Origin of the sequence: Streptomyces sp. NPDC059524 (assembly GCF_042749255.1) — a bacterium.
Taxonomy (GTDB): Bacteria; Actinomycetota; Actinomycetes; order Streptomycetales; family Streptomycetaceae; genus Streptomyces; species Streptomyces xanthii.
Map to the genome: position 1 here is coordinate 58,653 of NZ_JBHYTK010000020.1, position 12,735 is coordinate 71,387.

The following is a 12,735-nucleotide window of genomic DNA, read 5'->3' on the forward strand; positions in this document are numbered from 1 at the left end:
GCTTCCCTGCCAACCGCCGCGTGGTCGCTCTTGGGGTGGGGTCGCCGTGTTGTGGCCGCGTCCGCCCCCGGTGCCGCGGGGGTGCACCCCACTTTCGCGTTCCTAGGCGCGCTTCATCGTGCGGACCGGGCCGCCGCCCGGGTTCCACACCCGCACCACCAGGTACGTGTCGTCCTCGACATACGTCCGGGTCACCTCGGTCAGCTCCGTGCGGAAGAGGTGGAAGGAGTCCGGGTCGGGGACCTCGACCTCGGAGGTGTAGCGGGCGATCGACTCCGCGTCCTCGACCGGTACCGCGCGCCCGCTGATCCGCACGTCGCCGCCGCCCATGGACGTGCCCTCGCCCGGGTTAGCCTGCACCGCGAAGCGCGGGTCGCGCAGCAGGTCGCGGGCCTTGAGCGAGCCGGTCATCATGCCGAGCCAGAACTCGCCGTCCAGGAAGCGCACCTCCAGACCGCTGGTGCGCGGCGAGCCGTCCTTGCGGAGCGTCGCGAGGACGTGATGGACGTGCTGTGCGAAGCGCTCCTCGACGGTCCTGGCGAATTCGGGTTCGGCGGCGGCGAAGGCGGCCCAGTTCGACGTCATGCGTCGAGTCTCGCGCCGATACCCGACACCTCCTGTCGCCTTTCCCGGAGCTTCCCGGGGCGTTTCACCGCATTCTTTTCACAGCCCGGCTCTGTCGTCCTCGCGTCGCCGGAGGTACCTTCCGCAGCATGTCGACGCAGATCCCCGCCCCGATACCCACCGACCAGCTGCATTTCGCGATGCCGCCCGTGCACACCGACCCCGCCGACGAGCGGCGGTACCGCAAGGAGCGGCTCGCGGGGGCGCTGCGGAACTTCGGCCGGCTCGGGTACGAGGACGGCGTCTCGGGTCACATCACGGCCCGCGACCCCGAGTTCGAGGACTGCTACTGGGTCAACCCGTTCGGCATGCCGCTGCGGCACGTCACCGTCGGCGACCTCGTCCTGGCCAACGGGGACGGCCAGGTCCTGGAGGGCCGGTACCACGTCAACCAGGCGGCCTTCACCGTGCACGCCGAGGTGCACCGGGCCCGCCCCGAGCTCGTCGCCGTCGCGCACTGCCACTCCACGTACGGGCGGGCGCTGTCCGCGATCGGCGAGCTCATCGAGCCGATCACCCAGGAGGCCTGCGCCTTCTACGAGGACCACGCGCTGCTCGACGAGTACACGGGTGTGTCCGTCGACGCGGGGGAGGGCAAGCGGATCGCGGTCGCGCTCGGCGCGTTCAAGGCGCTGATCCTGCGCAACCACGGGCTGCTCACCGTGGGCGACTCGGTGGACGCCGCCGCCTGGTGGTTCATCGCGCTCGAACGCTGCGCGCAGGTGCAGCTCGCGGCGCGGGCCGCGGGCCGTCCCGTGCTGATCGACCGCCGCCAGGCCGTGGCGACCCGGGACCAGACCGGCGGAGACCTCGTCGCGTGGATCAACTACCAGAGCATGTGGCAGGACATCACGCGCAGTGAGCCGGAGTTCCTGGCCTGACAGACACCCGGCAGGCCGCCGATCGGCCCCTGGCAGGCCCCTGACCGGGGAGGTCAACGTGCGTCCGGATCGTTCACCCGGGCGAGGCGGGGCCGTGCGCCGGAGCGTGCGCCGCGTAAGGCACAATTCCCTCTCATCACAAGGAAGTTGACGACAGGCGCCACGAGCCGCGTGACCGCTGTCGAACGATCTTGAAGGTGGGGCGTCGCGGTGGCGGTGCAGGAAGCCCGGCAGGGCCAGGGGACGCACGAGGGCGGCTGCGCGTGCGGCGACTGCCCGCACGGTGCGCGCGAGGGGCACCGCCGGGCCGTCGCCGCGTTCGCCGCCAAACGCGACGAGTTCGCGGCCGGGCAGGGCCTGCCGCCCGCCGTCGAGCACTCGGCCGGAGCCTCCCGCCAGTGGATCTCCGACGAGCTGACCCAGTCCGCGCGGGACGTCACCGAGCGCGGCCGCGAGGAGAGCGCCATCTGGCTCGCCGCGCTGTGGCCGCGCACCCTGTGGGTGGTCTGGGGCGGTGTCGGCGTGCTGCTGCTCGTCCAGCTCCTCACCGCGTCCGGCTCCGGCTGGACCACCGCCCGCTCCGCCGGTCTCGCCGCCGCCGTCCTCCTGGCCGGGCTGCTGACCTGCGCCGCGTATCTGCACCGGGCCCGCGGCGGCGTCCTCGCCCCGCTCACCGGCGAGGACAACCGGCTGTCCACCTCGCGCGCAGTCGCCGCCGCCGTCCTCCTCCTCACCGTCCACGCCGTGCTCGTCCTCGCCGGAGAGCTCGCCGTCGCCGACGGCCCGGCCCGCCGCGACGCCCTCATCGACGGGCTCGAACTCGCCCGGGGCGCCGGCCTGCTGACCGTCCTCGCGGTCGTCTGCGCGGTCGCCGTCCTGGTCCGCCGGGTCGTCGCCCTGCGCGTCGCCGGGCAGCGGCTGCAGAAGGTGCGGGCCGCCCGGCCGTGCGCCGCCGACCTGCTCACCGACGACGCCGGGCGCGGCAGCTTCACCGACACCCAGTACGTGGCCGTCAGCGCGGCCGCGGTCGTGTGGGCGGCGGCCCGGCTGGCCCGCCGCCCCGACCAGCTGCCCGATCTGCCCTGGGGGCTCGCCGTCCTCGTCCTCGTCTCGGCCGCCACGTACCTGTGCGGCAAGTACGCGGAGGGCGGCCGGCCGGTGATCCTCTCCGTGGTGCGGGCGCGGGAGGCCGGTGACCTGGACGCGCCGATCCGCACCGGCGACGACATCGAGATCCGCGGCGCCGGGTTCGTGCCGCCCGGCGCGGGCGGTGCCGAACAGCTCGCCCGGGTCGCCGTCCGCATCGGCCCCGTCCACGTCCACGTACCGCTGGTCCCGGTCCCGGGCGGCTTCACCAACCCCACCGACGCGCTGCTCACCGTGCCCGTCCCGGTCGACGTCGAGCCCGGCCGGGTCGAGGTGCAGGTGATCACCGCGACGGGTGTCGAGACGAACCGGGTCACCGTCGACGTCCTGGACTGATTCCTTCGCGCCGCCGGGCACGTCCGAACGGCCCCACGACTGAGCCGGATCGCGCTCGCGTACGTATCGTCAGATGACGGGTTGCAGGCACCAGGCGCGGAGAGGCGGCGGACCGGCGATGGCACACGGCATGCGGACGGACGTGCACACCAGCTACGTCGAGGGGAGCACCGACTGGCGGGACTCCGCGCAGCGGTTCGCGCTGCTCCCGCTCCGGATATTCCTCGGCGTCACCTTCATCTACGCGTCCTTCGACAAACTCACCGACAGCGCCTTCTTCAAGGCGAGCGGGCCCGGGTCGATCGGGGCCCAGATGCACGGGGTGCGCGACATCTCCGCGTTCCCCGAACTGGTCGACCTGGCCCTCAAGTCGCCGCCCGCCTTCGGCTACGCGATCGCCCTCGGCGAGCTGGCGGTCGGGATCGGGACGCTGCTCGGCGTCTTCGCGCGGGTCGCGGCGCTCGGCGGGGCGCTCATCTCGCTCAGCCTCTGGCTCACGGTCAGCTGGGCGACCGAGCCGTATTACCTGGGCAACGACCTGGCCTACCTCATGGCATGGCTGCCGCTGATCCTGGCGGGGGCGGCGATCTGGTCCGTCGACGCGTGGTGGCGCGAGCGCCGAGCCCGTCCGTAGGGGTTCACGGTTTCGTCGCCGGGTGCGGCCCGGTGGGGGCTGGTCGCGCAGTTCCCCGCGCCCCTGGAAGGCATGCGGCTTCGCCGCGCCTTCCCCAGATGAAAGGCGCCCCGCACCTTGATCGGGGAAATGCGACCCGAAGGGTCTGCATTTCAGGGGCGCGGGGAACTGCGCGAGAAGCCCCACCGGCCCGCACCCGTAAACGCTCAGTCGGAGCTACGGCGCCGCCCCCGCACCCGGAAGAGCTGCGTCACCGCCCCCACGAGAAGCGCCAGAACCAACCCCCCGCACACCAGAGGCACGGCGACCCACCAGGGAGCCGTCCAAGCCTCACCCGCGTCGCCGAAGTAGACGACCGCCGTGACGAGCAGCACCACCCCCGCCACCAGCCGCCCCGGAAAGAAGTCATGCCGCACGGGACACCTCCACCTGTCCGAGCCCGACCTCGACGTGGACCCTGATCAGCCCCACGTCCTCGCTGCCCCGCGCCGCGGGCAGCGTCACCTTCTCGTCGTCGTCCGGCCGCACGTCGACGTCGCCCGACGGGTCGTCCGGCAGCCGCACGTCCCCGACCCCGACCTCGAGCCGCAGTTCCACCCGCTCGTCCTTCGGCAGCACGAGTTTCACCCGCCCCGCCCCGACCTCGACCCGCGTGGACACGGCCCCGCCCCGCGCCACGTCCACCCGGGACAGATCGAGCGTGCCGGTGCCGGACCCCAGCCCGTACCGCGGTTCGACCCGCGCCGCGCTCGCCGGCGTCCACGTCTCCCGCATCCACTCCTTGGTGATGTCCGCGGGCAGCGCGGCGGACGCCGTGAGCAGTCCCGCCGTGAGCACGGCCAGCACGATCGACCCGGCCCCGGTCCGCCCCCGGAACGCGCTCACCGCGATGCCGAGCCCGAAGACCGCGAGCGCGCAGGCGAACCCGGTCTGCAGACTCGCCGGGAGCGTCCGCTCGTCCCAGGTGACCCCCGTGCCGACGCACGCGGCGACCAGCGCGCCCAGGAACACCCGCCCGCCGATGCCCCGCGGTCCGCGCGGCGGGGCGGGCGGAGCGGGACGCCTCGTCGCGGGCCCGCCCCCGGACCCGTACGCGGGACCGAGGTCCTCGCTGCCCGCGGGCCCCCAGAAGTACCCGGTGGCGCCGACGTGCGTGCCGTCCTTCACGATCGGGTCCCGCCACCAGGACGGCGGCCCGGAGACCGGCGGCGCCTGCGCCTCGGGCGGCGCGTCGGCGACGGCCTGCGCGGCCACCGGGTCGGGGTCCGCGCCGCGCCGCTGCTGCGACCAGTAACCGGTGCCCGCGAGCAGCAGGGCCAGCACGGCGGCGAACGTGAGCACGCCCCCGTTGTTCAGCATCGACAGGAACAGCCCGCATCCGAGCAGCGCCGTGACGATCGCGGCGAGCCCCGGCCCGTCGACGCGTCCGGTGAGCAGTTTGCGGAACTCGTTCTCGTCCTCGTCGTCGTAGGGGACGAAGAGCCACGCGAAGCCGTAGAAGATCAGCCCGACGCCGCCGGTCACGGAGAGCACGGCGAGGCCGATCCGGAAGATCACCGGATCCATGTCGCACTGCCGGCCGAGCCCCGCGCAGACCCCGCCCAGCGTCTTGTACCGCCGGTCGCGGCGGAAGCGGGGCGGGGTCCTGGTGTCGTCGGGGACCGTCGGGTCCGTCGGGTTCTGGGGGGCCTGCGTCATACGTCCATGGTGACGGGCCCGCGCCGCCAGGGGCAGCAGGGACAACCCTGGCGGAACCCTGAGATCGCCCTGACCCGCGCCGGCCCCCGACGGGAGATCACCCGCCCCCGGCGGGAGATCAGGGGAGTCCCAGGGGTCGACCCTGATGCCCGATGACGGCGTGCCGTGTGACGATCGGTGCCATGCCGGAAGCAGCGACCGCCCCTCTCACCGAAGACCCGCGTGACCCGCGGCCGCCGCGCAAGCTCTACCGCAGCAGCGACGGACGCTGGCTGGGCGGGGTCGCGCGGGGCCTCGCCGGGCATCTCGGGCTGCCGGTGATCTGGGTGCGCCTCGTCTTCGTCGGCCTGTTCATGGCCGACGGGCTCGGCGCGCTGCTCTACGCCGCGTTCTGGTTCTTCGTGCCGCTGGGCGTGGGCGGCGTCGGCGCCGAGCGGCCGCCGGTGCTCACGTCGGAGGTGTCGGCGGACGGCCGGCGCCGGCTCGTCACGCGCCGCCCCGACCGGGGCCAGGTGCTCGCGCTGCTGCTGATGGTCATCATGTCGATGATCTTCGTCCAGAACGTGAACCTCACCGGCAACACCAAGGCGTACGTCGTCCCCACGATCCTCGTCGGCGCGGGCGTCGCCCTCGTGTGGCGGCAGGCGGACAACGCGCGGCGGGCCCGCTGGGTGGAGGTCGGCCGGCGCCGGCGCACCCTCAACCTGGCGCGGGCCGCGGCCGGCGTCCTGCTCGTCGGCGCGGGCGTCACCGGCATCTTCGTCACCCAGGGCGCCACCGAGCACCTCGGCTCGATCCTCCAGGCGGCCCTCGCCGTCCTCGTCGGCGTGGCCCTGCTCGCCGGCCCCTATCTCATCCGCATGACCCAGGACCTGTCCGAGGAACGCCTGATGCGCATCCGCGCCCAGGAGCGCGCCGAGGTCGCCGCGCACGTCCACGACTCCGTGCTGCACACCCTGACCCTGATCCAGCGCAACGCGGACAGCCCGGCCGAGGTGCGCCGCCTGGCCCGCGCGCAGGAACGCGACCTGCGGGCCTGGCTCTACAAACCGGCCGCCGCCGAGAACGCGCAGGAGCCCGAGACGGTCGCCGAGGCCGTCAAGCGCAGCGCGGCCGAGGTCGAGGACAAGCACGGCGTCCCCCTGGAGGTCGTGGTCGTCGGCGACTGCCCCTTGGACGAGAAGCTGGCCGCACAGATGCAGGCCGCGCGGGAAGCGATGGTGAACGCCGCCAAGTACGGTGGCGAGGGCGGGCCGGTGCAGGTCTACGCGGAGGTGGAAGGGGACGAGGTCTTCGTCTCCGTACGGGACCGGGGCCCCGGCTTCGATCCCGACGCGATCCCCGCGGACCGCATGGGCGTAAGAGAATCGATCATCGGCCGGATGGAGCGCAACGGCGGGACGGCCCGGCTGCGGGCGGTCCCCGACGGGGGCACCGAGGTCGAACTGACCATGAAGAGGGCGGAGAAGTCAGCATGACGGAACACACCGAGGAAACGGCTCCCGCTCCGGGACGGCACGTGCGGGTGGTCCTGGTCGACGACCACCGCATGTTCCGTACCGGTGTGCAGGCCGAGATCGGCCGCACCGAGGAGACCGGCGTCGAGGTCGTCGGCGAGGCGGCCGACGTCGACCAGGCCGTCACCGTCATCACGGCGACCCGCCCCGAGGTCGTCCTCCTCGACGTCCACCTCCCGGGCGGCGGCGGCGTCGAAGTCCTGCGCCGCAGTGCCCCGTTGATGGCCGACGCGGACAACCCCGTCCGCTTCCTGGCCCTTTCGGTCTCCGACGCGGCGGAGGACGTCATCGGCGTGATCCGCGGCGGCGCCCGCGGCTACGTCACGAAGACCATCACCGGCACCGACCTCGTCGACTCCATCTTCCGCGTCCAGGAAGGCGACGCCGTCTTCTCCCCGCGCCTCGCCGGCTTCGTCCTCGACGCCTTCGCCTCCACCGACGCCCCGCCGGTCGACGAGGACCTCGACCGCCTCACCCAGCGCGAACGCGAGGTCCTGCGCCTGATCGCCCGCGGCTACGCCTACAAGGAGATCGCGAAGCAGCTCTTCATCTCCGTGAAGACGGTCGAGTCCCACGTGTCGGCGGTCCTGCGCAAACTCCAGCTCTCCAACCGCCACGAACTGACGCGCTGGGCGACGGCGCGCCGCCTGGTGTGACCGGCACGGACCACGGCGCCGACACCGGCACCGACCACGGCAACGGGCCCGAGCTCCTGCCCGGCGGGCTCGCCGCCACGGTCCACGTACCCCGCACCTTGGTCGAGTGCACGGAATGCGGCGTCCCCGGCCGCCCCGAAGCCGTCCCCGACGGCCTCTGCCGCCCCTGTCAGCTCCGGCGCACGGGGATCCGCAACAGCCGGGCCAGGGCGAGACAGACCAGGACCGTCACGAGTACCCCGGCCGCGAGGGCGAGGGCCGTGCCGACGGTGCCCGCACCCAGGCCCGCCCGTTCACACCCGCGGGCCGCCGCCCAGCCCAGCGCGGCGGCCGGAGCGGCGGCGCCGAACAGCTTCAGGTACGTACGCCGCAGGGCGCCGTCGTCGAGGGGGCGGCCCAGCCGGCGTCGCAGCAGGTACGAGGTGAGGGCGAGCCCCGCGGCGTAGGAGAGCGTGTAGGCCCCGGCCATCCCGACCACGGCCCAGCGCACGGGCAGCAGCAGATGGCAGGCGGTGGCCAGGGCGATGTCGACGGCGGCGACCCAGGCCGCCATGAAGAACGGGGTGCGGGTGTCCCCGAACGCGTAGAAGCCGCGCAGCAGCAGGTACTGGGCGGAGAAGGGGACGAGTCCAAGCCCGAACGCCTGCAACATGTACCCGAGCGGGCGCACCGCGGCGGCGTCCGAGGTCCCGTGCGCGAACAGCAGCGCGGCGATGTCCGGCCCCAGCGCCAGGAACAGGAACGCGGCCGGGACGATGACGACTCCGGTCATCCGCAGCGCCCGCGCCAGGTCCCCGCGCAGGTCCGCGAGGCGCCCCTCGGCGACGGCCCGGCTCATGCGGGGCAGCAGCGCCGTGACGAGCGAGACCGTCACGATCGACTGCGGCAGTATCCAGATGGTCTGCGCGTACGTGTAAGCCGAGTAGCCCGCGCCGGAGTGCGGGAGGGCTTGGTCGGCGGCGTTGGCGTAGTTCGTGACGACGGTCAGCGCGACCTGGTTGGCGAGGACGAACAACAGCGTCCACTTCGCCGCGTGCACCCCGGCCCCGAGCCCGGAGCCCCGCCAGTCGAACCGCGGCCGGAACCGGAACCCGGCGGCACGGGCGAACGGAACCAGCGCCAGGGCCTGCACGGCGATCCCGACCGTCGTCCCGATCCCGAGCAGCCGCACCTGCCCGGCGCTGATGTCCTCGATCCGCTCCGGAGCCGACATGAGCCCCAGATACACACCGAACATCGCGATGAGCACGACGTTGTTGAGCACCGGCGTCCACATCATCGCGCCGAACTTCTCGCGGGCGTTGAGGACTTGGCCGTACATCCCGAACAGCCCGTAGAAGAAGATCTGCGGCAGCAGGAACCGGGCGAACGTCACCGTCAGCTCGAACGCCTCGTGCCCCTCCGGGGTGTCCCGCATGTAGAGGCCCACGATCTGCGGCGCGGCCCACACCGCCAGCGCCGTCCCGACCCCGAGCACACACACCACGAGCGTGACGAGCCGCTGCTCGTACGCCCGCCCGCCGTCCGCCTGCGTCGCCCGCGCCCGCACGAGCTGCGGCACGAGCACCGCGTTGAGCGCCCCGCCGATCAGCAGCGTGTACAGGCTCGTCGGCACGGTGTTCGCCGTGTTGTAGGTACTGGCCAGCAGCCCCGTCCCCAACGCGGCCGCCTGCAACACCTGCCGCACGAGCCCGGTCCCCCGGCTCACGACGGTCCCGACAGCCATCACCACCGACGACCGCGCGGCCCCGCCGAGCCGTCCCGCGCCCTTGCTCTCCCCGCCAGCCCGCTCCCGCACGCCGGAGCCCGCCCCTTCAGCCACCATCGGGTCAACCTACGCCGCTCGGAGCCCTCGCCCGTCGCCAGGCCCTCGTACGCTGGAGCGGACACGACGGGGGAGGTTCGCAGGGCATGGGGCGCTTTCGGGACTGGTGGACGGGGACGCGGTACCCGGAGGCGGGCATCGCGCCGATGACCCGTGCGCACGTGCGGTCGGCGCTCCTGGCCCTCGACGATCCGGACAAGCCGTGGCGGGTCCGGGCCGGGCAGAGCGGTGCCGACGTCCTGGCCGAGTGGCACATGATCGAGCCCGCCTGGGGCAGCGGCCGGAACCGTGAGCAGACGGAACGGCGGTTCAAGTTCGTGCTGCGGCTCGACGAGTCGGCCCGTGAGGCGCGCGTCTGCGCCCACGTCCACGAGGTGACGCGGACAGGGAAGAACCTCCGGTGGGTCGCGGAGAAGAAGGTCGGGCGGGGGCCACGCACCCGGGTGTGGTCGAAGAAGTTCCACTGGGAGAAGGACGCGGAGGGGCGCCGTCAGCGGGTCTACTCGGTCGACTTCGACTCCAACTACATGCGGGACCCGATGCAGAAGGTCGTGCTCGGCTCGGGGTGGACCTGGCGAGGGGTCCACCGGCTGTGAGGTGATCCGGCTCGGGGCGCCTGCCGCTGTGCTCCGGAAATCGGAAGGCGGGTCACCCGGGTGCGGAGGCACGATGGTGCGTATGACCCTGACGACGCCCGAACTGCACACCGCGCGCCTGCGACTGCGTCCTTTCACGGAGGCCGACGCGACCGCGCTGTTCGCTCTGCACAGCAACGCGCACGTGCTGCGTTACTGGGATTCCCCGCCGTGGACCGACCCGGCCCGAGCCGAGCGCTTCGTCGCGGTCTGCCGGAGGATCGAGGAGGAGGGCAGCGGGGCGCGGGTGGCCATCGAGCGTGCCGCCGACGGAGCCTTCGTCGGATGGTGCGGTCTGGTGGAATGGAACCCTGACTTCCGTAGTGCGTCGCTGGGTTACTGCCTGGGCGAGGAGATGTGGGGTCAGGGATACGCGACGGAGGCCGCGCACGCCTTGCTGCGGTGGGCCTTCGACACGCTGGACCTGAACCGGGTCCAGGCCGAGACCGACACGCGCAACGTGGCCTCCGCCCGGGTCCTGGAGAAGGTCGGGTTCGTGCGTGAGGGGACGCTGCGGGAGGACTGCGTCGTGAACGGCGTGGTGTCCGACTCGTGGGTGTTCGGACTGCTCCGGCGGGAGTGGCGAGAGCAGCCCGGCATCGCGTCCGCCGAGCAGGTGGCCGGGGACTGAGCCGGCCCGCGTCCCTCTACTCCGGCACCACCGCGATCTCCATCCCCGCCAGCTCCGCCCGCTCCGCCACCACCTGGATCCCCGTGATCGCGGAGCCGTCCCGCGTGAACGTGAAGGTGAGGACCAGGGACAGGCGGCCGTGGACGGACATGACCAGGGCGGGGGTGCCGTCGATGAGGGCCGGGCCGGTGAGGCGGGCGCGGGACATGGCCGCCATCGCGCTTTCGGCGACGGAGCGGGCGCCGGAGAGGGCGACCGGGTGCGGGGTCGGGATGACCGCCGCGTCGGCGTGCAGGACCACGTCGGGGGCCAGGAGCGCGAGAAGGGCCTGGAGGTCGCCGCCCCGGGTCGCCGACAGGAACGCCTCGACCATGCGGTGGCGGCGGGTCAGGTCGGGGGAGGGGAGAGGCGTGGCGCCCTTCACGCGGCGGCGGGCGCGGCTCGCCAGCTGGCGTACGGCCGCGGGGGAGCGGTCCAGGAGCGGGGCGATCTCGTCGAACGGGACGGAGAACGTGTCGTGGAGGACGAACGCGACCCGCTCGGCCGGCGACAGCGTGTCCAGGACGACCAGGAGCGCGACGCCCACCTCGTCGGCGAGCAGCGTCTCCTCCTCCGGACCCGCCACACCCGCGTCCAGCGTGTCGAGCGGGTCCTCGCGACGGGTCGTACGGGAACGCAGGAGGTTCAGGCAGACGCGGGCCACGATCGTGGTCAGCCAGGCGGACAGGTTCTCGATCTCGGCCCTGTCCGCGCGGTCGGCCCGCAGCCACGCCTCCTGCACCGCGTCCTCGGCCTCGGCGAGCGAACCGAGCATGCGGTACGCGACCGAGCGCAGCCGCGGCCGCTCCGCCTCGAAGCGGTCCGCCAACTCCCGTGTCCCGTTGCCTGGTTCGCTCGTCACAGGGGCAGTAGATCACGGGCGGTGGATCACGCCACCCTGGTCGCCCCCGCGAACGGCATCTCGTCGATCGGGGCGATCCGGATCGGCGCGCTCGGGTTCGGGGCGTGGATCATCTTGCCGCCGCCGATGTACAGGCCGACGTGCGAGATCCCGGAGTAGAAGAACACCAGGTCCCCGGGCTGGAGTTGGGAGCGGGCGACGCGACGGCCCGCGTTGATCTGCGAGTACGTCGTGCGGGGCAGGGAGACGCCTGCCGCGCGGTACGCGGCCTGCGTCAGGCCCGAGCAGTCGTACGCGGAGGGGCCGGTCGCGCCCCAGACGTAGGGCTTGCCGAGCGCGCCGTACGCGTAGGAGATCGCCGCCGCCGTACGGGAGTTGGTCGCCTTCGCGGGGGCGCTTGCGGTGGTGTCGCGCGGGGCGGAGCGGGAGGCGCGGTCCGCGGCGGGCTCGCGCTCGGCCGGGGTGAGGCGGTCGAGGAGGCGGCGGGCCTCGGCGAGCTTGCGGGTCACGGTCTTCTTCTGGCGTTCCAGCTCGGCCCTGCGGGCCTTCAGCCGGCCGAGCTCGCCGTCCGCCCGCTGCCGGAGCTGGTCGATCGCGCGCAGCTCCTTGCGGACCCGGGTGATCGAGGCGGCCTGCCGGGTGCCCGCCCGCTCGGCGAGCGCGGCCCGGTCGAGATAGCGGTCGGGGGTGGAGGAGAGGAGCAGCTGCACGGACGGGTCGATGCCGCCGGTGCGGTACTGGGCCGCCGCCGTCTCGCCGAGGGCCCGGCGCTGGTCGCCCAGCGCGTCCTCGCGGCGGGCCGCCTCGTCCTGGAGGGCGGAGACCTTCTTGCGGGCCTCGCGCGCCTTCTCCTTCGCGCCGTTGTACCGGTCGGTGGCGGCCTCCGCCTCCTGGTAGAGCCGGTCGACCTTCGCCCTCACCTGAGCGGGGGTGAGGTCGGGTTCCGCGTGGGCCACGCCGCCCTCGAAGGCGGTGGCCGCGGTCGCCGCGGAGGCGAGCGCGAGGGTGGCCGCGGTACGGGCCGTATGGCCACTGATGGAGCGCTGTTTCGGCTTGCGATGCGCTGCCGGCACGTTCAGCCACGTCCTTTCGGGTCGTACTGCACGCACTGCTTCGTACGCCCGCCGGGAGGGGTTCTTACGCGTCCGGCGGCGGCCCCCCCAGGGGGTGCGGGGCCCCGCCCGGCCCGTTTGGGGGGGGGGGGGCGGCAGCCGCCCCCGGGCGGGGGGCGGGGGGGGGGCGGGGACCAGG

Annotated in this window: 13 protein-coding genes; 7 read left to right on the forward strand and 6 right to left on the reverse strand. The window is 73.4% G+C overall.

Annotated elements, in window-relative coordinates; genetic code table 11:
• Positions 1-102 precede the first annotated feature (102 nt).
• Complete coding sequence (locus tag ACFW9D_RS08855) at positions 103-585, reverse strand: pyridoxamine 5'-phosphate oxidase family protein (RefSeq protein ID WP_188337321.1); 483 nt, start codon at positions 583-585, stop codon at positions 103-105.
• Positions 586-713: 128 nt separating this feature from the next.
• On the opposite strand from ACFW9D_RS08855, the gene ACFW9D_RS08860 reads away from it, so the two are divergent.
• From ACFW9D_RS08860 to ACFW9D_RS08870, 3 genes are all read left to right on the forward strand, one after another.
• Positions 714-1,505, forward strand: a complete 792-nt coding sequence (locus ACFW9D_RS08860; protein ID WP_188337320.1) for a class II aldolase/adducin family protein — start codon at positions 714-716, stop codon at positions 1,503-1,505.
• A gap of 210 nt (positions 1,506-1,715) precedes the next feature.
• On the forward strand, positions 1,716-2,987 hold the full coding sequence (locus ACFW9D_RS08865; protein WP_384619445.1) for a hypothetical protein: 1,272 nt from the start codon (positions 1,716-1,718) through the stop codon (positions 2,985-2,987).
• Between the two features lie 118 nt (positions 2,988-3,105).
• A complete protein-coding gene (locus ACFW9D_RS08870; protein WP_384619447.1) occupies positions 3,106-3,621 on the forward strand; it encodes a DoxX family protein in 516 nt (171 codons plus the stop codon).
• Between the two features lie 206 nt (positions 3,622-3,827).
• On the opposite strand, the gene ACFW9D_RS08875 is transcribed toward ACFW9D_RS08870, so the two are convergent.
• Positions 3,828-4,037 carry a hypothetical protein gene (locus tag ACFW9D_RS08875; RefSeq protein ID WP_223205995.1) on the reverse strand — a complete coding sequence of 70 codons (210 nt, stop codon included), beginning with the start codon at positions 4,035-4,037 and terminating at the stop codon, positions 3,828-3,830.
• On the reverse strand, positions 4,027-5,319 hold the full coding sequence (locus ACFW9D_RS08880; protein WP_384619450.1) for a PspC domain-containing protein: 1,293 nt from the start codon (positions 5,317-5,319) through the stop codon (positions 4,027-4,029). Before ACFW9D_RS08880 ends, ACFW9D_RS08875 begins: the two co-directional genes overlap by 11 nt.
• Before the next feature lie 182 nt (positions 5,320-5,501).
• On the opposite strand from ACFW9D_RS08880, the gene ACFW9D_RS08885 reads away from it, so the two are divergent.
• A complete protein-coding gene (locus tag ACFW9D_RS08885; protein WP_384619454.1) occupies positions 5,502-6,797 on the forward strand; it encodes a PspC domain-containing protein in 1,296 nt (431 codons plus the stop codon).
• Positions 6,794-7,492, forward strand: coding sequence for a response regulator transcription factor (locus ACFW9D_RS08890; protein ID WP_188337315.1), 699 nt, complete (start codon positions 6,794-6,796; stop codon positions 7,490-7,492). The genes ACFW9D_RS08885 and ACFW9D_RS08890 overlap by 4 nt, the downstream gene beginning before the upstream one ends.
• A gap of 169 nt (positions 7,493-7,661) precedes the next feature.
• Here ACFW9D_RS08890 and murJ read toward each other — a convergent pair whose 3' ends face one another.
• Entirely contained in the window at positions 7,662-9,314 is a 1,653-nt protein-coding gene (gene murJ, locus ACFW9D_RS08895; protein WP_384619477.1) for a murein biosynthesis integral membrane protein MurJ, read from the reverse strand.
• Positions 9,315-9,403: 89 nt separating this feature from the next.
• Between murJ and ACFW9D_RS08900 the strand changes: the two genes are divergently transcribed.
• Both ACFW9D_RS08900 and ACFW9D_RS08905 read left to right on the forward strand, forming a co-directional pair.
• On the forward strand, positions 9,404-9,913 hold the full coding sequence (locus ACFW9D_RS08900) for a hypothetical protein (RefSeq protein ID WP_384619456.1): 510 nt from the start codon (positions 9,404-9,406) through the stop codon (positions 9,911-9,913).
• Between the two features lie 82 nt (positions 9,914-9,995).
• Positions 9,996-10,583 carry a GNAT family N-acetyltransferase gene (locus ACFW9D_RS08905; protein ID WP_384619458.1) on the forward strand — a complete coding sequence of 196 codons (588 nt, stop codon included), beginning with the start codon at positions 9,996-9,998 and terminating at the stop codon, positions 10,581-10,583.
• 16 nt (positions 10,584-10,599) lie between these two features.
• Here the strand turns inward: ACFW9D_RS08905 and ACFW9D_RS08910 are convergent, their stop codons facing one another.
• Both ACFW9D_RS08910 and ACFW9D_RS08915 read right to left on the reverse strand, forming a co-directional pair.
• Positions 10,600-11,484, reverse strand: coding sequence for a sigma-70 family RNA polymerase sigma factor (locus ACFW9D_RS08910; protein WP_384619461.1), 885 nt, complete (start codon positions 11,482-11,484; stop codon positions 10,600-10,602).
• A 26-nt stretch (positions 11,485-11,510) separates the two neighbouring features.
• Positions 11,511-12,557 carry an NlpC/P60 family protein gene (locus tag ACFW9D_RS08915; RefSeq protein ID WP_384619463.1) on the reverse strand — a complete coding sequence of 349 codons (1,047 nt, stop codon included), beginning with the start codon at positions 12,555-12,557 and terminating at the stop codon, positions 11,511-11,513.
• Positions 12,558-12,735: the final 178 nt, after the last annotated feature.

Excerpts from the sequence above, each read along its gene's own strand:
- ACFW9D_RS08855 (WP_188337321.1), bottom strand. The coding sequence starts at position 585 with ATGACGTCGAACTGGGCCGCCTTCGCCGCCGCCGAACCCGAATTCGCC.
- ACFW9D_RS08860 (WP_188337320.1), top strand. The coding sequence starts at position 714 with ATGTCGACGCAGATCCCCGCCCCGATACCCACCGACCAGCTGCATTTC.
- ACFW9D_RS08870 (WP_384619447.1), top strand. The coding sequence starts at position 3,106 with ATGGCACACGGCATGCGGACGGACGTGCACACCAGCTACGTCGAGGGG.
- ACFW9D_RS08880 (WP_384619450.1), bottom strand. The coding sequence starts at position 5,319 with ATGACGCAGGCCCCCCAGAACCCGACGGACCCGACGGTCCCCGACGAC.
- ACFW9D_RS08885 (WP_384619454.1), top strand. The coding sequence starts at position 5,502 with ATGCCGGAAGCAGCGACCGCCCCTCTCACCGAAGACCCGCGTGACCCG.
- ACFW9D_RS08890 (WP_188337315.1), top strand. The coding sequence starts at position 6,794 with ATGACGGAACACACCGAGGAAACGGCTCCCGCTCCGGGACGGCACGTG.
- ACFW9D_RS08900 (WP_384619456.1), top strand. The coding sequence starts at position 9,404 with ATGGGGCGCTTTCGGGACTGGTGGACGGGGACGCGGTACCCGGAGGCG.
- ACFW9D_RS08905 (WP_384619458.1), top strand. The coding sequence starts at position 9,996 with ATGACCCTGACGACGCCCGAACTGCACACCGCGCGCCTGCGACTGCGT.